This window comes from Mesorhizobium oxytropidicola, from assembly GCF_056174625.1.
Genome location: NZ_CM149692.1, coordinates 2,953,931 through 2,974,834 on the forward strand (window position 1 = coordinate 2,953,931; position 20,904 = coordinate 2,974,834).

Consider the following 20,904-nt stretch of genomic DNA (forward strand, 5'->3'; position numbering starts at 1 on the left):
GGTAGCGAAGCGCCTCGAGAACCAGAGCGAAGGCAGGTGAGGGCTGGCGGCGGCTGGGATAGTAGAGATGATAGCCCGGGCGTGGTGCGCACCAGTCGTCCAGCACGCGCAGCAGCCGACCGGCGGTGATCTCAGGCTCGACCAGGTCCAATGGCAGGTAGGCAAGCCCCAACCCGTCGAGCGCTGCTTGTCGTATCAAGCTTATGGAATTGAACACGGCGCGACCTTGGACGCGGGCCTTCAATTCTCGGCCATCGTTGCGAAACTCCCAGATATAGAAACCGCCATGCGTCGGCAGACGCAGGTTGATGCATTGGTGTTCGGTGAGCTCCTGCGGTGTGTCCGGCAACGTCCGGCCTTCGAAGTAAGCCGGTGCCCCGACCACCGCCTGTTGGAAATCAGGACCGATGCGCATCGCGATCATGTCCTTGTCCACCTGTTCGCCAAGTCGCACGCCGGCGTCGTAGCGCTCCGCCACGATGTCGATCAAACCATAGTCCGAAATGATCTCGACATTCACATCCGGGTATTGCGGCAGCAACCGCGCCATGGCCGGCCAGAGGATGGTTTCAGCGGCGTGCTCGACGGAATTGATCCTGACCCTGCCGGCCGGCTTGTCGCGCATCTCCGCCAGTGCCTGGATGTCGCGCTCGATCTCATCGAACCTTGGCCCGATGCTGCTCAGAAGCCTCTCACCGGCCTCCGTCAGGCCGACGCTGCGGGTCGTGCGGGTCAGAACCCGAAGGCCGAGCCGCTCCTCCAGGGTGCGGATGGTATAGCTCAATGCGGACTGTGACACGCCGAGCCTGGCGGCTGCCCTGGTGAAGCTCTGCTCCCGGGCGACCGCGATAAAGGCCAGCAGGTCGTTCACGTTCTGCCTTCGCATTCATCAATCCCATTTCTAAGTCCATGCCGATAATACCATCTAATCCCATTCGTCAGCAGGGGTTATCTAACCCCGGCAACGAAGGGATTTCGCAACATGAGCAAAGTTTGGTTCATCACGGGCGCCGGGCGAGGCATGGGCCTGCATATTGCCAAGGCTGCCCTGGCCGCCGGCCATCAAGTTGTCGCTAGCGGCCGCAATACAGACAAGGTGGCCGGGGCTGTCGGCCAATCCGACAGGCTTCTGGTCGTCAGGCTGGACGTCACCAGCATCGCCGACGCCGAGACGGCGGCAAAGGCCACCATCGAGCGCTTTGGCCGCATCGACGTCCTGGTCAACAACGCGGCCAGCTTCCAGGCCGGCTATTTCGAGGAACTGTCGCCTCGGCAGATGGACCTGCAACTGGCCACGAGCCTGGTCGGCCCGATGAATGTCACCCGCGCTTTTCTGCCGGCGATGCGCAAGCAGGGATCGGCAGGATCATCTCGATCTCGTCGACGGCGGGCCTCGTGGGTTACGAATTCTGCACCGCCTATTCGGCGTCCAAGTTCGGTCTCGACGGCTGGATGGAAGCGCTGCAGATCGAGGTCTCGCCGTTTGGGATCGAGACCATGATCGTCAATCCAGGCTTCTTCCGCACCGAACTTCTCACCGAGGCATCGACCAGATATGCCGATCTCGCCGTCGCGGATTACAGCGCGCGCCGTGCGCAGCAGGAGGCCTTCTGGACAGGGGCGAACGGCACACAGGGTGGCGACCCCGCAAAACTGGCGCAGGCGCTGATCACGCTGGACAAGGAGGCCGCGCTTCCCCGGCGCTTCCTGGCCGGCGCCGATGCTATCGCCACGGCTGAACAGAAGATTGCGACATTGCAGCAACAGATCGAAACCTATCGCGCGCTTTCAAGCTCACTGGCGATCGACGGATAATCGCTGCTGCGGGCGTCAACCGCGTCGGGTCGAAATCGATTCAACCGACGCGCTTAAGTGTCTGTTTTATGGATGAATCTATGCCATTGTGGAAAGTCTTGGCCCGCTTCTGGCGGCGGTGGGCTACCCCTGGAGACACTCACCCGTCCGCACATCCAAACAATCCAAACCCGGTCCGTAACACTTTGTTTTCTTGCCCGGCGTATCCACGAGGGCAGCGTCGCTGATTGCCGACGCACCCTCGACGCATGAAGGAAGGGGGACGAAGCATGGGTTCGCCCTGGTCTGAATTGCTGGCCAATCTCGCGGTCGTTGCGATGTTCGTTTCGGTCTGGATCCACACGCATGTGTGGCTGGACCGCAGGCCGGCCGCGGTAAAGGCGGCGGCCTTCGGCCTGCTGATGGGCGCCGGCGCCATCGTCCTGATGCTGACACCAATGCAGTTGCAGCCAGGCGTTTTTATCGATCTCAGGGCGACGATGGTTGGCCTTGCCGGCTTCTTCGGCGGTCCTGTCGCCGGCATCGTCGCGGGCGTGACGGCCGGCGCCTTCCGCACTTTCGAGGGCGGCATCGGCGCTTTCGCCGGCGCGGTGGGGATCGCGGCGACCATGCTGGTCGGCATTGCCGGCAATCTTGCGCTCAGGGGCCGCGCCCCCGCCATGCGCGATATCATGATCCTGGGTGCCGCGACGGCCTGCGGATCGCTGCTTGGCCTCAGTGTCCTGCCGCGGTCCGTTATCGAGACGGTCCTGCCAAAAGTGGTGTTTCCCTCGACATTGCTCATCTTTGTCTCCGTGGCGATGTCGGGGCTGGCGATCTACCAGGAGCGGCGGCGCCTGGAAGCGCTGCAGTCGCGGCGCATCTTCAAGGCCGTGGTCGAGACCTTGCCTGATTGCCTCAACGTCAAGGATCTTGAGGGCCGGTTCATCGCCGCCAATCCGGCGACCGCCGCGCTGATGCAGGCGGCCAACGCCAAGGCGCTGATCGGCAAGACGGATTTCGATTTCTTTCCCAGCGAAACAGCGCAGGGATTCCGCGAGGACGAGCTTGCGGTGCTGGCGTCCGGCGTCTCCTCCACCATCGAACAGCACGTGCACCATGCGGACGGCACCGATGCCTGGCTGGCGACGCTGAAGGCGCCGTTTCGTGACAGGACCGGGGCCGTCATCGGCCTGATCACGCACAATCGCGACATCACCCAGCGCAAGCAGCTGGAAACCGAACTGGCCGAAAGCCAGGCCAGGCTCGGAGACGCGCTGACGCATATGGCCGACGGCCTGGTGATGTTCGACCCCGAGGACAGGCTGGTGCTGTGCAACGCCCAGTACCGCGCCATGTTTCCGAAGACGGCGGACTTGAGGGTACCCGGTGCTCACCATCGCGACATCCTGCGCGCCTCGGTGGCGCGCGGCGAAAGTGTCACCCCGCCCGACGCGGTCGAGGCGTGGATCGCGGATATCATGGCCCTGCAGACATTATCCAGCCACCGCCAGGTCCAGCTTGCCGACGGGCGCTGGCTCGATGTGCGGACCCGGCCGACCGGCGATGGCGGCAGCCTGAGTGTGTTTTCCGACATCACCGAGGCCAAGCAGGTCGAGGCCGAATTGCTGGCGGCCAATGAGAAGCTGAACCTGCTGGCGCATCGCGACGGGCTGACCGAACTGTTGACGCGGCGGGCCTTCGACGACGCGCTGGCGCGCGAATTCGCGCGTGGCCGGCGCAACACGACGCCGCTCAGCCTGCTGATCATCGATGTCGACTGGTTCAAGCGCTTCAACGACCATTACGGCCACCCGGCGGGCGATGAATGCCTGCGCGCCGTCAGCCGCTGCATCGAGGCGACGGCCCGCCGGCCGGCCGACGCGGCGGCCCGCTATGGCGGCGAGGAGTTCGCGCTCGTCCTGCCGGAAACCGATGCGCGGGGCGCCTTCGTCATCGCCGAAAGCCTCAGGGGCAAGGTGCGCGACCTCGGGCTTGCGCATGCCGGCAGCGAAAAGGGCATCGTCACCGTCAGCATCGGGGTCGGCACTTTTGACGGCAGTGCCGCGATCGAGATCGCCGATCTCTTGCGGCGCGCCGACGAGGCGCTCTACGGCGCCAAGGCCGCGGGGCGCGACCGCGTGCATGGCTGGCGCCCGCACCTCAGCGAACCACGCCCGACCGCTTCCCGGCGCAAGGCGTGAGCCCTGGCTGTCACGGCAGCGTCATGGTCGGCTGCCATTAATCCATAAATCTGGATAGATGGATTGATGGACAAGACAATTGCATTGCTGGCGCTCGCCGCGCTCGGCCAGGAAACCAGGCTGGAAGTGTTCCGGCTGCTGGTTCGGGCCGGAGCCGAGGGCGTGCCGGCGGGCGAGATCGCGACAAGGCTGGGTACGGTGCAGAACACCATGTCGGCGCATTTGAAGATCCTCGGCCAGGCTGGGCTGGTGCACGCCGAACGCGAAGGCCGCAGCATCCGCTACACGGCCGACATGACCGGGTTTCGCGATCTGCTGGCCTATCTGATGGAGGATTGCTGCAACGGCGCGCCGGAGCTTTGCCAGCCGATCCTCGGGGCGGTGACCTGCAAATGTTGAGGTTGACATGACAGACCTTCGACGCCGTCTCGCAGCCGAAGCGCTGGGCACCGCCATGCTGGTCGCAACGGTGGTCGGCTCGGGCATCATGGCCAGCCGGCTGACGGGTGATGTCGCATTGTCGCTGCTCGGCAACACCATTCCAACCGGCGCCATGCTGGTGGTGCTGATCACCACGCTGGGGCCGGTCTCCGGCGCGCATTTCAATCCGGCCGTCACGCTGGTTTTCGGGCTGCGGCGCGACATCGGCTGGCCGGCCGTGCTGGGCTACATCGCTGTCCAGATTCTCGGCGGCCTCGCCGGCACGCTGGTCGCGCATGCCATGTTCGACCTGCCCTTGCTGGAGGTCTCGGCGACGGTGCGCAGCGGGCAGGGGCTGTGGCTGGCCGAACTGGTCGCGAGTTTCGGACTGGTTTTCACCATCCTTGCCGGCCTGCGCTTCCGCAGCGACGCTATCCCCTGGCTGGTCGGGCTCTACATCACATCGGCCTATTGGTTCACGGCCTCGACCTCGTTTGCCAATCCGGCGGTGGCGATTGCCCGCGCCTTTTCCAACACGTTTGCTGGGATCCGGCCGCTCGATGTGCCGGCCTTCATCGCCGCGGAACTGGCGGGCGCGCTGCTCGCCATGGCGCTGGCCGGCTGGCTGCTTTCCGAACCCAAGCCCGTGCCAGAAATGAGAGCCGCGCAATGACCATCACCATCTACCACAATCCCGCCTGCGGCACCTCGCGCAACACGCTGGCGATCATCCGCCAGTCCGGCGAAGAGCCGGAAGTGATCGAGTATCTGAAGAACCCGCCGTCGCGCGAAAAGCTAATCGAGCTGATCGCGGCAATGGGAATGACGCCGCGCGAGTTGCTGCGCGAAAAGGGCACGCCCTATGACGAACTCAACCTCGGTGATCCCAAATGGAGCGACGACGAGATCCTCGATTTCATGCTGGCGCATCCGATCCTGATCAACCGGCCGATCGTGGTGAGCCCGCTCGGCGTCGTGCTGGCCCGGCCGTCCGAAGCAGTGCTCGATATCCTGCCCAATCCGGATATCGGCCCGTTCACCAAGGAGGACGGCGAGGTCGTTGTCGACGCGAGTGGCAAGCGGGTCGTCTGAAGGCTATTTCGATATTATTCGAAATAGGGCTTGACGATTCCCGCCGCCGGCCGCATGCTATTTCGATGAAACTCGAACAAGCAGCGAAGCAATTGGAAGCGCTCGGCAATCCGACGCGGCTGAACCTCTATCGTATCCTGGTGCGGGCGGGTGAAGCGGGCCGGCCGGTCGGCTTCCTGCAGGAAAGCCTCGGCATCGCCGCCTCGACGCTGTCGCACCATCTGCACCGCCTGATCCTGACCGGACTGGTCAGCCAGGAGCGGCAGGCAACGACGCTGATCTGCCGCGCCAACTATCCCATGATGAACGATCTCATCGGCTTCCTGGCCGACGAATGCTGCGCCGATGCCGCTTGCAACCCGGCAACAGGTGACGCAGCGGCCTGATTTTTTGCCTGTTATTTCGATAATACCGGAAGGATAGAAGCTATGGCCAAGCACAACGATCTGCCCATCGCCGTCATCGGCGCCGGTCCGGTTGGCCTGGCGGCCGCCGTTCATCTGATAGCCCGGGGCCTGCCGGTAAAGCTCTATGAGGCCGGCAGCGGTGTCGCCGCCAATTTGCGCGATTGGGGCCATGTCCGGGTGTTCACGCCTTGGCGCTATTGCGTCGATGAGGCGGCCAGGACGTTGCTCGAAAGCCATGGCTGGCGGATGCCGGACGCGGAAGCCTTTCCCACCGCCGACGAACTCGTCGCGCACTATCTCGAGCCGCTCGCCAGCCAACTCGCGCCGGCGATCGAAACCAATGCACGCGTCATTGCCATATCGCGCTGGGGCGCCGACAAGGTGCGCGGCAGCGAGCGCGCGACGCGGCCCTTCATGCTCGTGGTCGAAACCGCCGATGGCACAAGACGCGATAGTGCCCGCGCGGTCATCGATGCCTCGGGGACATGGCGCACGCCCAATCCGCTCGGTGCCGGCGGCATCGCGGCGGAGGGCGAGGCGGAGTTCGCCGACCGCATCGCTTACGGCATCCCGGATGTTCTTGGCCGCGACCGCGCGCTTTATGCCGGCCGCACGACGCTGGTTGTCGGTTCCGGCCATTCGGCCGCCAATGCCTTGCTCGACCTTGCCAGGCTGACGGATGAAGTGCCCGGCACGGCCTTCATCTGGGCGGTGCGCGGCACCGACCTCGTGCGCATCTATGGCGGCGGCGATACCGACCAGCTGCCGGCGCGCGGCGAACTCGGCGCCGACGTCCGCGAGCTCGCCGAAAGCGGCCGCGTCCAGCTGGTGACCGGCTTTGCGACCCTTGCCATCCGCGAGCATGACGGAAGGCTGATCGTCGAAGGGCAGGGCGAAGAGGGCTTGGCTCAACTCGGTCCTGTCGACCGCATCATTGCCGCGACCGGGCAGCGCCCGGATCTGTCGCTGACAAGGGAGCTCAGGCTCGATCTCGATCCTTGGCTGGAGGGCGTCAAGGCGCTCGGTCCGCTCATCGATCCCAACGAGCATTCCTGCGGCGACGTGCCACCGCATGGCCACCGCGAACTCAGCCATCCGGAGCCCGGCTTCTACACGGTCGGCATCAAGAGCTATGGCCGCGCGCCGACCTTCCTGCTGTTGACCGGCTATGAACAGGTGCGCTCGGTCGCGGCGGCGCTCGCCGGCGACATGGCGGCGGCCGACGCCGTGCAATTGGTGCTGCCCGAAACCGGTGTCTGCACGGTGCCGGCGGGCCGCGCTTCGCAGGGTTGTTGCGGCGGGCCGGCGCCGGCGGCGATCGATGCCTGCTGCGTGGCGGATGCCGATGCCAAGGCAGCCGGCAAAGGCGGCTGCGGTTGCGCTGGCAAGATGGAAGCAGCGGAGTGAGTGACGCCAAGATTTCCCGCTTCCGCCATCTGGGCGCTGGGCGCCACGCAGATCGTCGGCTACGGCACGCTGTATTACAGCTACAGCATCCTGGCGCCGGCAGTGGCGGCGGAACTTGCCTGGTCGCAGCAATGGGTGTTCGCCGTGCTGTCGGTGTCGCTGCTGGCGAGCGCCATACTGGCGCCGTTCGCGGGCAGCCTGGCGGACCAGGTCGGGGCAGGGCGCCTGATGGTGCCGGGATCGCTGGCGGCAGCAGGCGCGTTGCTGTTGTGCGCGCTGGCGCCCGGGCGCGCCGGCTTCGCGCTTGGCGTGCTGGCCATGGAGCTTGCCTCCTGCTTCGTGCTCTACAGCACGGCCTTCGTCGCCATCGTGCAGCTCGGCGGCGCGCGCCGCGGCATCACCCATCTCACCTTGATCGCCGGCTTTGCCTCGACCCTGTTCTGGCCCTTGACGACGCTGCTGCATCATCACCTCGGCTGGCGCGAGGTGCTCATTCTCTTTGCCGCGCTCAACGCCTTTATCTGCCTGCCGATCCATTGGTGGCTGGCTCGCCTTTCGGGCCGCATCGGCAAGGCACGGGAGCGGATCATCCCGGTCACATCAGGCCTGTCAGGGCCGGTGCCCGGCCGGCGATGGTCGCTCCTGTTCGTCCTGGTGCTGGCCGGATTTGCCATAGAGGGGTTCATGCTTTCGGCAATCCTCGTGCAGATGGTGCCGCTGCTCACTGGTCGGCCTCGGCGGCGCCTCGGTGCTGGTCGCAAGCCTGTTTGGCCCGTCGCAAGTGGCGAGCCGGCTGGTCAACATGCTGTTCGGCCGGGGCCTGACACAGACATCGCTGGCGCTCGGCGCGACCGCCGCCCTGGCCGGCGGCCTTGCGGTGCTGCTTGTGGTGGCGCCCTCCGTTCCCGGCGCCATGCTGTTTGCCGTGCTTTTCGGCTTCGGCTCGGGCCTGATGAGCATTGTCGGCGGCACGCTGCCGCTCGAATTGTTCGGCCAGGAGCGCTACGGGTCCTATGTCGGCTGGATCACGGCGGCGCGCCAGTTCAGTTCCGCTTTCGCCCCGTTCGGCCTGACCTTGATAATATCGGGCATCGGCGTTTTCCCGGCCTTGTGGCTCAATGTCGTGGTCGGCCTGTTCGGCATCGCCGCTTTCGCCGCCGTCGCACTGATCAGCCGGCAATCGCGCAAGGGTGAGGAGAGCGGCACGGCCGCGGTCGCGCCGCACGCGGCTGGATGACCGTTGCCGGTGCTCCGTCGGTAACGGAGGCGTTGCCTTTGGCGGCCTGCCGGTCAAAGCTGCCCCGCAGCGCAATTTCTAGAGCGTCCGCCCATGACTGGAATGTTTCCCGCCACCTCCATGCCTGACCGCGATTGGTGGGAGGCGCTTTGGCCAGACCCGTCGGGTCTCTTGCTGTCGTTGGGCGCCGAGCCCGGCATGACGGCTCTGGATCTGTGCTGCGGCGACGGCTATTTCACCGCTCCGCTTGCGAAAATCGTCAGTGGTCGCGTCTATGCGCTCGACCTCGACCCGGAAATGATCGTGGCGGCCAAGGCCGAGGTGAAGCAGCTCGGCGTTTCGGTCCTGAAGTGGATTGTCGCGGATGCCGGCGAAGTCGCGGAACTGATCCCTGAAAAGATCGATTTCGTGCTGATCGCCAACACCTTCCACGGTGTGCCCGATCAGCCGGCGCTCGTCCAAGCCGTGGCCCGTACGCTCAAGCCGCGCGGCCTGTTCGCGCTCGTCAATTGGCATCAGCTGCCGCGAGAGCAGACGACCGTGCTGGGTCAGCCGCGCGGCCCCAGGACGGAGATGCGCATGTCACCCGAAGCTGTGTCGGTGGTTCTGGAAGCTGCTGGTTTCCGGCTTCTGCGAATGGTTGATCTGCCGCCGTATCACTACGGGGCGGTGTTCGAACACAAGGGATGATGCGGAAGCCCGGATCGGCCGCTACCCCAGGGTGAACGCGCCGATGCTCCGGTAGAGGACATAGCCCGCAACGACAAAGATCAGTGCGGCGAAGATGCGGTTGAGCGCGTTCTTGTAGGACGCCAGGCGCGTCGCCGCCAACATGCCGATCAAGCCGCCGCCGATGCCGCCAAGGATGAATTCCCCGGCCAATTGCCAGTCGACCATTCCCGATTGTGCGTAGTTGAAGGAGGCCATGCCCGCCATCGCAACCGCCACGGCACCGCCCAGCACGAAGGCCAGGCTCGGATCCCACGCGCCAAAGACATCGAGAAAGCCTTGGACGCGGACAGGATCGAGCATGCCCGACACGGCCAGGCCAAATCCGAAAAGCGTGCCCGCGGCCAAAGCGGCGACAGGCCGTAGTTTGCTGTGTCTCACAAGACGGCTCCGCGAAGAAGCGCGACGGCCGCGATGCCGTTCGCAAGGAATGTCAGGACCGCGGCGATCGAACGTGGCGAGAGCCGGGCCAGCCCCATCACGCCATGACCGCTGGTGCAACCCGAGCCCATCCGGGATCCGAAGCCGACCAGCAATCCCGCAAGCATGACCAATGGCAGCGATGCCGTCACGGCCACGGTTGGCCAATGATGAAAGGCCGCGAAGTACACCATCGGGCCAAGCAGCAATCCGGCGACGAAGGCGGCGTTTGTCCGGACATCGATGCCCTGGACCATCCTGCCGACAATCCCGCTTACGCCGGCGATCCTGCCGTTCAGGATCAGCAGGATGGCGCAGGAAAGACCGATAAGGGCTCCGCCAAGAAGGGATACGAGATAAGAGGTCATGGCCGGCCGTCCGAACAGAAGATCGTGTAAAGTGCTGCAACCAGTTGAGCGGCCTTCTCGGCGGTCAGCCGGTAGAAGATCTGTTTGCCGTCTCGCCGCGTTTCCACGATGTTGGCGTCGCGCAAAACCGTCAGTTGCTGGGAAAGGCTCGGCTGGTGGATGTCGAGCATTTCTTCCAGCCGGCTGACCGAATACTCGCCTTCGACAAGGGTGCAGACGAGCATCAGCCGCATTGGATGCGCCAGTGTCTTCAGCAAGGCCGCCACTTCGCCAGCGCGCGATTCCATGGCGGCGGGCGACATCTTCACCGCATCAGACTGGATCTCGCTCACCACACGGCTCCTTGCAACGCATCGAGGGGAAATTTTAGATAGCGCATACCGTTTGCTTCCGGCTCCGGCAGACGCCCCGCCTGAATGTTGACCTGCAAGGCATGCAAGATGAGTTTCGGCATCGGCAGCGTTCGGTCACGCGCCACGCGCAATCCGGCAAAGGCCTCTTCGTCCACATCGGCCAGGTGTGCATTGGCGCGCTTCTGCTCGCCGACCGTGCTTTCCCACTTCGGCGCGCGTCCGCCTGGCTGGTAGTCATGGCCTGTAAACAGGCGGGTTTCATCCGGAAGCTCCAGGATCCTCTGGATCGATTTCCACAGGATGCGCGCGTCCCCACCTGGAAAGTCGGCACGAGCCGTGCCGCTGTCAGGCATGAAGATGGTGTCGTGAACAAAGGCCGCGTTGCCGATCACGTAGGTGATCGACGCCAGGGTGTGACCGGGCGAAAACATGACGCGCGCGGCTATGGAACCGACCTTGAACGTGTCGCCATCCGAGAACAGCCTGTCCCATTGCGAGCCGTCGACACGAAGTTCGGGCCAGTTGTAGATGCCCCGCCACAGGCGCTGGACATCGACCACCGGCGCTCCGATCGCGGTCGGGGCGCCCGTCTTCTGCTTCAGATACTGCGCGGCCGACAAATGGTCGGCATGAGGATGGGTGTCGAGTATCCATTCGACACTCAACCCGTTCTCCGCAACATAGGAAAGCAGCGCGTCGGCGTTGCGCGTCGTGGTCGCTCCGGACTTCTCGTCGAAATCGAGAACCGGATCGACAATGGCGCATTTTCGGGTGCCCGGATCCGAAACCACATATTGTACGCTTCCCGTCCGGGGATCGAAGAACCCCTTCACCTCCGGTCGCAGTTGCCTGTGCGCTTCGAACCATCGCGACGCCGCCGACAGGTCGATGCCGAGTTTCAAGCCGAGAGCCGCGATATCCTGGGATGACATACGGCCATCGAGTGCCTCGCTCAGTACATACAGGGTCAGGGCGCGCGTGCCGGTCTTGCAATGCGCAAAGACCGGGCCGCCGGCATCGGCCATGGCCGCCTGGAAGGCCCACATGTCCGCCTCGGTGATGGTCGGCATGGTCACGGGTATGAAGGCGTAGGAAACATCGGCGTGACCAGCCGCTTCCCGCTCGGCGGCGTTTCCGGGCTGGGAGGCCTCTTCCTCGTCAGGACGGGCGTTGATCATTCCCGCAAAGCCATGGAAGGCAAGCGACCGGATTTCGGAGATCGAGGGCTGGGGACCGACGCTCAACACGTCATTTACACGGATCATGGTCATCTCGGGCACCTGTATTCCTATCAATATACAATTGCATATAATGTATAATGAAAGCTCGCACAAGGTGCCTGCCTGGAAATTCGCGGCCGGGTTGCCGGCCTGACGATCTTCTGTCATATTCGCCATATGCAAAAAACTTTTTTGCATATGGAAAATGTGGATCGTGATCGGAGACTTCGAATGACCCAAGCCCAAGCCAATCCGGCGACCGCCGCGCTGGCCGAGCGTGGTCGCGGCCGTGTCGCCTGGATCCGTTCGCGCATGGCGATGCTGGCCACGCTGCGTGAAGAGTTCCGTGCCAGCCGCCCCTTCGCCGGCAGGCGCATCGGCATGTCGCTGCATATCGAGCCGAAGACGGCGGTGCTGCTCGAAGTGCTGGCCGAAGGCGGCGCCGAGATAATCGGTACCGGCAATCACGGTTCGACGCAGGATGATGTCGTCGCCTTCCTGCAAAGCCAGGGTATCGGCGTGTTCGGCCGCCGCGCCGATACGCTCGCCGACCATCACGCCAATCTGGCGCGGGTGCTGGATGCGGAGCCCGACATGCTGCTCGACAATGGCGCCGACCTTGCCGCCGGCATTGTCGAGCGGGGCAGGGCGGCGTCCATCCTTGGCGGCACCGAGGAGACGACGTCGGGCGGCGACCGGCTGCGTGGCGAACTGGCCGGCAAGGTGCCGTTCGCGTCCATCGTCATCAATGACAGCCCGCTGAAGGCGATCGGCGAGAACAAGCACGCGGTCGGCCAGTCGGTGGTCGAAAGCTTCATGCGCGTCACCAATCTGATGATCCCAGGCCGACGCTTCTGCGTCATCGGCTATGGCTGGTGCGGGCGCGGCATCGCGCAGTATCTGCGGGCACTCGGCGGCCGCGTGGCGGTCGTCGAGGTCGACGAGATCAAGGCGCTGGAGGCCGCTCTCGACGGCTACCGGGTGGCGCCGCTGGCCGACCTGGCGCCATGGGCGCAAGTGTTCATCACCGCCACCGGCCGCGCCGGCGTGCTTCCCGCCGAGGCGATCGCCGCCATGCAGGATGGCGCGGTGCTCGCCAATTCCGGGCATTTCCCGTGGGAGATCGACACTGAGGGTCTCGCCGCCATGACCACCGCCACCACCGATCTCGACGGCACGTTGCGGCGGCTCGATCTCGCCAATGGAAGGCATGTCATCCTCGTCGCCGAGGGGCGCATGTTCAACCTTGCCGGCGTCGAGCCAAAGGGCAATTCGATCGAATCCATGGATATCGGCTTCATGCTGCAGGCGCTGTCGCTGGAGCGGGTGGTGAAGGGCGAAAACCTGGCGGTGGGCGCGCAGCCGGTGCCAGACGACATCAACCGGCGTACCGCCCGGCTGATGATGGCTACGATGGGGGCGGCACGCTGACTATACTTGCCCGTAATTCCTGATTCTGGTGCTGGAAAGCTTGCATGGCTGGCAAAATTGCTGACGCGCCGGACTATTCGGTACCGGCCCTGGACAAGGCGTTCGACATCATCGAACTCCTGGCCGAGCAGAAGGACGGGCTGAACCAGGGTCAGATTTCCGAGGCGGTCGGCCGCTCGATCCACCAGATCTACCGCGTGCTGCAGGCGCTGGAGCGGCGCGGCTACATTTTCGCGATCGCCCGGCCGGGCTCTATTTCCTGTCGCCGCGCCTGTTCGAGCTGGCGCACCGGCACGAGCCGCTGCGCGGCCTCGTCCAGGCGGCGCTGCCGTCGATGCGGCGGCTGTCCGACGCGACCCAGCAATCCTGCAATCTCGGCGTCAACAATGCCGGACGGGTGCTTATCCTGGCGCAGGTGGAAAGCCCGGCGGCGTTCGGCTTCCGGGTGCGCGTCGGCGCCGAGTTTCCGCTGTTTGCCACCGCCACCGGCCGCACGCTGATGGCGTTCCAGCCGCAGGACAGAGTCAATCAATGGCTGCAAGCCTCTGGTATCCCTGATGAAAAGGCCGACATGCGTGAGGCGCTTGCCCGCATCCGCGCCGCCGGCCATGAGGAGGTGGCGGACGGGCTGCAGCCGGGTGTCATCGATCTTGCCTTTCCCGTCATCGGGCCGTTCGGCCAGTCGGTCGCAGCACTCACCGTGCCCTATGTGGCGACCAGCTACAGCATGCTCGACCTTGCCACCGTACGCCGCCACGCGGCGCAGGCGGCGCAGGAGATCGCGCTGGTGCTGGCGCCCGAGCCATCAGGCCAAAGCGCGCCGTGACCGATCCATCCGCACCGATAGTCAAAACCATCGCAATCGATACCGAACCGGCCAGAGTCTGGCAGGTGCTGACGACGCCCGCGATGATTCCGCAATGGATGTCCGACGAGGACCTGACCGTCAGCCTTGAGGGACATGAAGGCGGCGCGATCGTGATCAGCGGCCTGCTGCACGGCACGCCGTTCGAGAACCATGGCACTGTCCGGGCCTTCGAGCCGCAGCGGCTGTTCGCCTACAGCTACTGGAGCACGCTGTCGGCCTCGCGCCTCGCGGACGCGCCGGAAAACCACACGCTGGTCAGCTTCGCCCTGACGCCGGCTGACGGGGGCACGCAGCTGACCCTGACGCTCAGCGACTTCGCCGAACCGGCAATCCGCCCGCATGCCGATCTCTACTGGGGGCCGACCTTGCAGATCCTGAAGGCGGTGTGCGAGCGGCCTTGAAGAGGGGCGCCATCGCAGCGCCGCAGCCCAGCCTTTACGCCCTGGGGCGCTTTGCCAGCGCGCGGATACGGTCGGCGACCTTGCTGTCGACCGGGTTGTAGACCGTCAGGTTCAAATCCGGCCTGCCGTCGACCGCGAAGGACGAGTATTCCAGCTCGATGTCACCCAGTTCCGGGTGCTTCAGGAGCTTTGTTCCGTCGCCATGGGCAAGCACGTCGTTCTCCTGCCACAGCTTGGCGAACTCGGGGCTGCCGCTGCACAGTTCGTCCACCAGCTGCGTCACCTCGGAGACCGCGCCGGCGCGCGCTGCATCGGCTCGGAAGGCGCCGACCACGAAACGGGCGAGGTTTTGCCAATCGTGCTGCTTGGCGCGGATGTGGGGCGTGAGGAACATGAAGCGCAATATGTTGCGCCGGCCGGCGGGGATGGTGCCATAGTCGGTCAGCACGATCTCGGCGGCGCGGTTCCAGGCGACGACGTCCCAGGTCGCGGTCTTGACCAAAGCCGGGCTGGCCTCGAGCGTGTCGATGAGGCGCTGCAGCCGGGGGCTGACGCCCTCGTCGCCCCGGTAGCGGACCTCGGGCGGACGGCCGAGCCCCAGCATGAAGAGATGTTCGCGTTCCGCCTCGGTCAGCAGCAGCCCCTTGGCGATGCGGTTCAGCACATCGGCCGAGGGCGCGCCGCCACGGCCCTGTTCCAGCCATGTGTACCAGGTCGGGCTGATGTTGGCGCGCTGCGCGACCTCTTCGCGGCGCAGCCCCGGCGTGCGCCGGCGCCCGGAAAATCCGAACGAGGCGGGATCGAGCCGGGTGCGCCGGTCTTTCAGGAAGGCTGCGAGCGAACCGGGGGAAGGCATCTGTCAGGCACCCTGTTAAAGATTATACCATGATAAGATCACTACTTTAATGGAATAATAGACCGTCGATATTACGCAGGCAACCGCAGGAGATTTGCATGCGTATCTTTCTCACTGGCGCGACCGGCTTCATCGGCTCGGCCATCGTTCCCGAACTCATCCAGGCCGGCCATCAGGTGGTCGGCGTCACCCGCTCCGACGCCGGCGCCGAAGCGCTGGCTGCCGCAGGCGCCGAGGTGCATCGCGGGACGCTTGAAGAGCCCGAGGGTCTGCGCGACGGCGCGGCCAAGGCGGACGCCGTGATCCACACCGCCTTCGACCATGATTTTTCGCGCTTTGCCGAGAATTGCGAAAAGGACAAGCGTGTCATCGCCGCCCTCGGTGCCGCCCTTGCCGGATCCGACCGGCCGCTGGTCATCACGTCGGGTGTCGGCATGGGCAGCCCCGGACATGGCCAGCCGGCGGTCGAGGACGTCTTCAACGCCAGCCATCCCAATCCGCGCATCGCCTCGGAACTCGCCGGCAATGCCTTGCTGGAGGCCGGCGTCAATGTGTCGGTGATGCGCCTGCCGCAGGTCCACAATCCGGTCAAGCAGGGGCTCATCACGCCGCTCATCGAGATCGCGCGCCAGAAAGGGGTCTCGGCCTATGTCGGCGAGGGCCGCAACCGCTTCTCCGCGGGCCACCTGCTCGACGTGGCGCGGCTCTACCGGCTTGCCGTGGAAAAGCGGCAGCCCGGCGCACGCTACAACGCCGTCGGCGAGGAAGGCGTCGAGGTGCGCGCCATCGCCGAGGCGCTTGGCCGGGGCCTCAATTTGCCGGTCGTTTCGATCGCGCCGGAAAAGGCGGCGGAACACTTTGGATGGATGGCGATGTTCGCCCCCGTGGACCTGCCGGCCTCCAGCGCGCTGACCCAGGCCCGGCTCGGCTGGCACCCGACCGGCCCGACGCTGATCGCCGATCTCGACGCCATGCGCTATTGAGGCGCCGCGGCCTCAGCCAGGGCTGACGGCGTAGCGCAGGTGGATGAGCCCATGCGCCAGCGTTTCGCAGCTTGTCAGCGACAGTTGCATCTTGCCGGCGAGGCCGCTTTCGCCGAACTCGACAAAACCCTGGTTTGCCGCCCGCGCGTCGAGCGCGGGCGCGACGAGCAGGCTGAGTTCATCGACAAGCCCCGCCGCGAAGAAGGAGCCGTTGATGCCGGCGCCGCCTTCGAGCAGCAGCCGGCGGATGCCGAACTCACGCCCGAGCACGTCGAGCATGGCGGCGAGATCGATCTCGGCCGTCTCCGACACGATGTAGGACACGCCGTCGGCGGCGAGCTCGGCCAGATGGCTGTCGGCAACGTCACGCCCAAGCAGCACCACGACATGGTCGCCGCCGACATCGGGCTTGGCGAAGTGCAGCTTGCCGGAAGCATCGAGCGCCACGGCATAGGTTCCCGCATCGCGTTGCGCGAAATGATGCGGCCGCTCGACCTTGCCGGCATGCGCCGGTGGGTGCGCGGCGGCCTTGCTCATCTCGGCCATGGTGACGCGGCCGACGATCCAGGCGTCGCCTTCGAGGTCCCCATGGATCTGCTCATAAAGACTTGACCACTCGGCCCGGGTCCCGTCCGGGCTGGTGGTGTAGCGGCTGGGGTGGAGACTGCCGTCGAGCGAGGCGAGCATATGGCAGATGATGTGCGGCTTCATGCAATTCTCCAGGGATGGGCTTGGGCGTGGTTCAAACTAGGGCCGTGGCCGGAGAATGGAAGCCAGATAGCCCGGCTCCATCAAAATTCCGACAATTCCGATAATTGGCTCCCCAGCTCTGTTATATCGATGTTGCACAAATGGTTGACCCTGGGTTAGCATCCTCAGGCTGATGCCGATGGGAGGCAGTTTTTGCAACGGCGGTCAGCTGGAGCGGCATGCGCGGTCCCGCGCAAGGAGGATGCTCCAACACTTTGAACCGACGCATGATCCCTTCCCAAGACCGATCCGGTCTTGGGGATTGTGCGTTCTTGTGGAGGAGGATCAACCATGAACAGACGTGAATTCCTGATGACGTCCGTGGCCGCGGGCGCGATGGTGCTGGCCGCGCCTTCGGCATTCGCCGAGGACAAGCTCACCATACTGGGCTCGGTGCCCAATCTCGGCTTTCCGTTCTTCGTGCACATGCTGAACGAGATCAAGGCGGAAGCCGCCGCCCAGGGCGTCAACTTGACCGAGAGCGACGGCCAGAACTCGGCCACCAAGCAGACCGCCGACATCGAGGCGGCGCTGGTGCAGAAGGTCAACGCCATCGTGATTTCGCCGCTCGACGTCAACGCGCTGGCGCCGGCCATCGAGGAAGCGGTCAAGGCCGGCGTTCCCGTGGTGACGATCGACCGCCGCGTCGACGGTGTCCAGGGCATCCTCGCCCATGTCGGCGCCGACAACGTCAAGGGCGGCGAGGCGGAAGCCAGCGCCATGGTGGCGGCGTTTCCCAATGGCGCCAAGCTGTTCCATCTGCAGGGTCAGCCGGGTGCCGGTCCCGCCATCGACCGCAACAAGGGCGTGCACAATGTGCTCGATCCGCTGAAGGACAAGTACCAGATCATCTTCGAGCAGACCGCCAACTTTGCGCGGGCCGAAGCGCTGTCGGTGACGGAAGCCGGGCTCGCCGCCAACGGCAAGCCTGACGCCATCATCTGCGCCAATGACGACATGGCGCTCGGCGCGCTCGAGGCCTGTGCCGCGCGCAACTTCACCGACGTCAAGATCTATGGTTTCGACGCGCTGCCGGAAGCGCTGGTTGCCGTGCGCGACGGCAAGCTTGCCGGCACGGTCGAACAGTTCCCCGGCCAGCAATCGCGTACCGCCGTGCAGATCGCCGTCGCCTACGCCAAGAACAAGACCGAGCCGAAGGAGAAGCTGGTGCTGTTGACACCGATCGTCATCGGCAAGGACAATCTCGACAAGGCGGAGAGGTTGAGCGAGACGAAGTAGGACTGATTGGTAAGGCCGGCGGGACAGCGCCCCCCTCAGGACAGAGGGGGGCGCTGTCCCGCGACCTACCACAATCCGGGGAGCAACCCTTGCAAGCTGAAGCCGCCCTGCTCGCCGTCGAAGGTGTCACCAAGCACTTCTCCGGCGTCACCGCGCTGAGCGATGTCTCGCTCGATATCCGTCCCGGCGAAATCCTCGGCCTGCTCGGCGAAAACGGCGCTGGCAAATCGACGCTCTTGAAAATCCTGTCCGGCGTCATGCCGCCGTCCAGCGGGCGCATCCTATTCGACGGCGCCGATTACGCGCCGTCCAGCCCGCAGGATGCCAAGCAACTCGGCATCGTCACCATCTACCAGGAGCTCAGCCTGATCCCGACGCTGACGGTGGCCGAGAACATTTTCATCGGCCGCGCGCCGACAGGTCCGCTGGGACTGGTCAACTGGCGGCGAATGGAGGCGTCGTCGCGAGAAATCATCGCTCGCGTCGGCCTCTCCATCGATCCGATGACGCCGGTGTCGGCGCTGTCGGTGGCCGAGCAGCAGCTGGTTGAGATTGCGCGTGCGCTGTCGCTGAAAAGCCGGCTGATCATCATGGACGAGCCGACCTCGGCGCTGACCGAGACCGAGGTGCAGCGGCTTTTGTCGATCATGGGCCGGCTGCGCCAGGACAACGTCGCCATCATGTTCGTCACCCACCGGCTGGAGGAGGCCTCCGCCATCTGCGACCGCATGACGGTGCTGCGCGACGGCCGGCTGGCCGGGCATCTCGACCGCGACAAGGGACGACCGATCCAGTTGCCGCGGATCATCGAAAAAATGGTCGGCCGCGCGGCTTCCGAACTCTACGCAAGGCCTGCGCAGCGCGCGGTGGCGGGCGATATCGTTTTGTCGGTGCGCGGCTTGCGCACCGTGCGCGATCCCGAGGCGCCGCATGCCATCGTGCTCGACGGTGTCGACATCGACCTCAAGGCCGGCGAAATCCTCGGCGTGGCCGGGCTTGTCGGTTCCGGCCGCACCGAGTTGGCGCGTGCCATCTTTGGCGCCGACCGCATTGCAGCGGGATCGATCACGCTGGACGGCAAACAAATCGCGCCGGCCTCGCCGGCCGATGCCATCGCGCTCGGCATCGGCCTGGTGCCGGAGGACCGCAAGCACCAGGCGATCTTTGCCGCTTTGGGCATCCTGCCGAATTTCTCCGTCGCCTCGCTGGGGCGCTTCAGCAATGGCTTCGGCTTCATGGCCGAGCGGCGCGAGCGCGATGCGCTGTCCGGGTTCCGCAAGATGCTGTCGATCCGCATGGCCTCGGCCGAGCAGGCGATCGAGGGCCTGTCGGGCGGCAACCAGCAGAAGGTGATCCTGGCGCGCTGGTTGGCGCGCGATCCGAAAGTGCTGATCGTCGATCAGCCGACGCGCGGCGTCGATGTCGGCGCCAAGGCGGAGGTGCACCAGATCCTGGTGCAGTTGGCGGCACGCGGCATTGCGGTGATGATGATCTCGTCCGAACTGCCCGAAGTGCTGGCGGTGTCGGACCGTATCGTCACCATGCGCCGGGGCCGCATCACCGGTGAGATGCCGGGCGTCGAGGCAAACGAGGAAAAACTGATGGAACTGATGGCGCTCGACAAGCAGGATGCTCTTGGGCAAGACGCGCTTGGGCAGGATGCGGAGGGATAGGCACGATGAGCATCGCCGAAGAGCAGAACCAGCGCGGCGGCGCGACGATCGCGCGGTTGCTGATGAGTTTCGGGCCGCTGCTGTTCCTGGCGGCGCTGGTTGTCGTCTTCACCGTGCTGAAGCCGAGCTTCATCGACCCGATCAATCTGTTCAACATCACCCGGCAAATCTCGATCACCGGGCTGATCGCGCTCGGCATGACCTTCGTCATCCTCACCGCCGGCATCGATCTCTCGGTCGGCTCGCTGCTCGCCTTCTGCGGCATGGTCGCCGCCGTCGTCGCCAAGGGCGGCACCGCCAACACGCTGTCGCTGTCGACCTCAGGCACGCAGGGCTATGGCTGGTTCGCCGCGCTGCTGGCCGCCGTCATCGTCGGTGCTGCCGCCGGCGGCGTGCAGGGGCTCGCCATCACCAGGCTGAAAGTGCCGCCCTTCGTCGTCACACTGGGCGGGCTGACGGTGTTTCGCGGGCTGACGCTGACCATCTCCAATGGCGGGCCGATCTCCGGCTTCGACGCCTCGATGCGCTGGTTCGGCACGGGGCTGATCGGCCCGGTGCCGGTGCCGGCAATCATCTTCGCCATCGCCGCGATCCTGTGCCACATCGTGCTGCGCTACACGCGCTATGGCCGCGCTGTCTACGCCGTCGGCGGCAATGCCGAGGCCGCGCGGCTATCGGGCCTGCGCGTCGACCGCATCCTGGTTTCGGTCTATGTCATCGTCGGCTTCTTCGCCGGGCTCGCGGCCTTCGTGCTGTCGGCGCGGCTCAATTCTTCCGAAGCGGTCGCCGGCATCGGCTACGAGCTGACGGTGATTTCGGCCGTGGTCATCGGCGGCACCTCGCTGTTCGGCGGCATCGGCTCGGTCGGCGGCACGGTGGTGGGCGCGGCGCTGATTGGCGTGCTGCAGAACGGGCTGCAGTTCAACAATGTCTCGTCCTACACGCAAAGCATCGTGATCGGGCTGATCCTGATCCTGGCGGTGGCGTTTGACCGGTGGTTGAAGTCGCGGGTGAGGCGGTAGGACAGAGGGGGGTGCCTCGCATCAGCGTAG

General features: G+C 65.2%; 21 protein-coding genes and 5 pseudogenes. 19 read left to right on the forward strand and 7 right to left on the reverse strand.

Features of this window, described 5'->3' with window-relative positions; all coding sequences use genetic code 11:
• Position 1 precedes the first annotated feature (1 nt).
• Positions 2-886, reverse strand: a pseudogene (locus tag AC0V8S_RS14700) (LysR family transcriptional regulator); the annotation flags it as partial.
• Positions 887-982: 96 nt separating this feature from the next.
• On the opposite strand from AC0V8S_RS14700, the pseudogene AC0V8S_RS14705 reads away from it, so the two are divergent.
• The 10 genes and pseudogenes from AC0V8S_RS14705 (at position 983) to AC0V8S_RS14750 (ending at position 9,251) form a co-directional block, all read left to right on the forward strand.
• A pseudogene (locus AC0V8S_RS14705) lies at positions 983-1,815 on the forward strand (SDR family oxidoreductase).
• Positions 1,816-2,084: 269 nt separating this feature from the next.
• Positions 2,085-3,998: a diguanylate cyclase gene (locus AC0V8S_RS14710; protein WP_475438126.1), complete on the forward strand. Its 1,914-nt coding sequence runs from the start codon at positions 2,085-2,087 to the stop codon at positions 3,996-3,998.
• Between the two features lie 66 nt (positions 3,999-4,064).
• Entirely contained in the window at positions 4,065-4,397 is a 333-nt protein-coding gene (locus AC0V8S_RS14715) for an ArsR/SmtB family transcription factor (RefSeq protein WP_475438127.1), read from the forward strand.
• Between the two features lie 7 nt (positions 4,398-4,404).
• The gene (locus AC0V8S_RS14720; RefSeq protein WP_475438128.1) at positions 4,405-5,091 is read left to right on the forward strand and encodes an aquaporin; all 687 of its coding nucleotides are present in this window, start codon (positions 4,405-4,407) and stop codon (positions 5,089-5,091) included.
• Positions 5,088-5,510 (forward strand): arsenate reductase (glutaredoxin), encoded by a 423-nt coding sequence (gene arsC, locus AC0V8S_RS14725; RefSeq protein ID WP_475438129.1) that lies wholly within the window; start codon positions 5,088-5,090, stop codon positions 5,508-5,510. The genes AC0V8S_RS14720 and arsC overlap by 4 nt, the downstream gene beginning before the upstream one ends.
• Positions 5,511-5,575: 65 nt before the next feature.
• Complete coding sequence (locus AC0V8S_RS14730) at positions 5,576-5,896, forward strand: ArsR/SmtB family transcription factor (RefSeq protein ID WP_475438130.1); 321 nt, start codon at positions 5,576-5,578, stop codon at positions 5,894-5,896.
• Between the two features lie 42 nt (positions 5,897-5,938).
• On the forward strand, positions 5,939-7,324 hold the full coding sequence (locus AC0V8S_RS14735) for an NAD(P)-binding protein (RefSeq protein WP_475438131.1): 1,386 nt from the start codon (positions 5,939-5,941) through the stop codon (positions 7,322-7,324).
• Positions 7,325-7,426: 102 nt separating this feature from the next.
• Positions 7,427-7,984 (forward strand): annotated as a pseudogene (locus AC0V8S_RS14740) (MFS transporter); the annotation flags it as partial.
• Positions 7,985-8,072: 88 nt separating this feature from the next.
• Positions 8,073-8,561 carry an MFS transporter gene (locus tag AC0V8S_RS14745; RefSeq protein ID WP_475438776.1) on the forward strand — a complete coding sequence of 163 codons (489 nt, stop codon included), beginning with the start codon at positions 8,073-8,075 and terminating at the stop codon, positions 8,559-8,561.
• A gap of 180 nt (positions 8,562-8,741) precedes the next feature.
• Positions 8,742-9,251: a class I SAM-dependent methyltransferase gene (locus AC0V8S_RS14750; RefSeq protein WP_475438132.1), complete on the forward strand. Its 510-nt coding sequence runs from the start codon at positions 8,742-8,744 to the stop codon at positions 9,249-9,251.
• Between the two features lie 21 nt (positions 9,252-9,272).
• Here AC0V8S_RS14750 and AC0V8S_RS14755 read toward each other — a convergent pair whose 3' ends face one another.
• From AC0V8S_RS14755 to blh, 4 genes are read right to left on the reverse strand one after another with little or no spacing between them, the layout of a single operon-like run.
• Positions 9,273-9,671, reverse strand: a complete 399-nt coding sequence (locus tag AC0V8S_RS14755) for a DUF6691 family protein (RefSeq protein ID WP_475438133.1) — start codon at positions 9,669-9,671, stop codon at positions 9,273-9,275.
• Positions 9,668-10,078: a YeeE/YedE family protein gene (locus AC0V8S_RS14760; RefSeq protein WP_475438134.1), complete on the reverse strand. Its 411-nt coding sequence runs from the start codon at positions 10,076-10,078 to the stop codon at positions 9,668-9,670. Before AC0V8S_RS14760 ends, AC0V8S_RS14755 begins: the two co-directional genes overlap by 4 nt.
• Entirely contained in the window at positions 10,075-10,380 is a 306-nt protein-coding gene (bigR, locus tag AC0V8S_RS14765; protein ID WP_475438625.1) for a sulfite-sensing transcriptional repressor BigR, read from the reverse strand. The genes AC0V8S_RS14760 and bigR overlap by 4 nt, the downstream gene beginning before the upstream one ends.
• Positions 10,381-10,406: 26 nt before the next feature.
• A complete protein-coding gene (gene blh, locus AC0V8S_RS14770; RefSeq protein ID WP_475438626.1) occupies positions 10,407-11,702 on the reverse strand; it encodes a bifunctional sulfur transferase/dioxygenase Blh in 1,296 nt (431 codons plus the stop codon).
• A 180-nt stretch (positions 11,703-11,882) separates the two neighbouring features.
• Between blh and AC0V8S_RS14775 the strand changes: the two genes are divergently transcribed.
• From AC0V8S_RS14775 to AC0V8S_RS14790, 4 genes and pseudogenes are all read left to right on the forward strand, one after another.
• The gene (locus AC0V8S_RS14775; RefSeq protein WP_475438135.1) at positions 11,883-13,082 is read left to right on the forward strand and encodes an adenosylhomocysteinase; all 1,200 of its coding nucleotides are present in this window, start codon (positions 11,883-11,885) and stop codon (positions 13,080-13,082) included.
• A 44-nt stretch (positions 13,083-13,126) separates the two neighbouring features.
• A pseudogene (locus AC0V8S_RS14780) lies at positions 13,127-13,252 on the forward strand (hypothetical protein); the annotation flags it as partial.
• 164 nt (positions 13,253-13,416) lie between these two features.
• Positions 13,417-13,908, forward strand: a complete 492-nt coding sequence (locus AC0V8S_RS14785; protein WP_475438136.1) for an IclR family transcriptional regulator — start codon at positions 13,417-13,419, stop codon at positions 13,906-13,908.
• Complete coding sequence (locus AC0V8S_RS14790) at positions 13,905-14,351, forward strand: SRPBCC family protein (RefSeq protein ID WP_475438137.1); 447 nt, start codon at positions 13,905-13,907, stop codon at positions 14,349-14,351. Before AC0V8S_RS14785 ends, AC0V8S_RS14790 begins: the two co-directional genes overlap by 4 nt.
• Positions 14,352-14,385: 34 nt before the next feature.
• Here the strand turns inward: AC0V8S_RS14790 and AC0V8S_RS14795 are convergent, their stop codons facing one another.
• Positions 14,386-15,207, reverse strand: coding sequence for a helix-turn-helix transcriptional regulator (locus tag AC0V8S_RS14795; protein WP_475438138.1), 822 nt, complete (start codon positions 15,205-15,207; stop codon positions 14,386-14,388).
• Between the two features lie 98 nt (positions 15,208-15,305).
• On the opposite strand from AC0V8S_RS14795, the gene AC0V8S_RS14800 reads away from it, so the two are divergent.
• Complete coding sequence (locus tag AC0V8S_RS14800; RefSeq protein WP_475438139.1) at positions 15,306-16,190, forward strand: SDR family oxidoreductase; 885 nt, start codon at positions 15,306-15,308, stop codon at positions 16,188-16,190.
• Between the two features lie 12 nt (positions 16,191-16,202).
• Here the strand turns inward: AC0V8S_RS14800 and AC0V8S_RS14805 are convergent, their stop codons facing one another.
• Positions 16,203-16,901: a RibD family protein gene (locus tag AC0V8S_RS14805; protein ID WP_475438140.1), complete on the reverse strand. Its 699-nt coding sequence runs from the start codon at positions 16,899-16,901 to the stop codon at positions 16,203-16,205.
• A 330-nt stretch (positions 16,902-17,231) separates the two neighbouring features.
• Here AC0V8S_RS14805 and AC0V8S_RS14810 point away from each other — a divergent pair, with 330 nt between their 5' ends.
• From AC0V8S_RS14810 to AC0V8S_RS14825, 4 genes and pseudogenes are all read left to right on the forward strand, one after another.
• Positions 17,232-18,179 carry a substrate-binding domain-containing protein gene (locus tag AC0V8S_RS14810; RefSeq protein ID WP_475438141.1) on the forward strand — a complete coding sequence of 316 codons (948 nt, stop codon included), beginning with the start codon at positions 17,232-17,234 and terminating at the stop codon, positions 18,177-18,179.
• A 167-nt stretch (positions 18,180-18,346) separates the two neighbouring features.
• Positions 18,347-18,727, forward strand: a pseudogene (locus AC0V8S_RS14815) (ATP-binding cassette domain-containing protein); the annotation flags it as partial.
• A 42-nt stretch (positions 18,728-18,769) separates the two neighbouring features.
• On the forward strand, positions 18,770-19,852 hold the full coding sequence (locus AC0V8S_RS14820) for a sugar ABC transporter ATP-binding protein (protein WP_475438627.1): 1,083 nt from the start codon (positions 18,770-18,772) through the stop codon (positions 19,850-19,852).
• Between the two features lie 5 nt (positions 19,853-19,857).
• Complete coding sequence (locus AC0V8S_RS14825) at positions 19,858-20,874, forward strand: ABC transporter permease (RefSeq protein ID WP_475438142.1); 1,017 nt, start codon at positions 19,858-19,860, stop codon at positions 20,872-20,874.
• Positions 20,875-20,904: the final 30 nt, after the last annotated feature.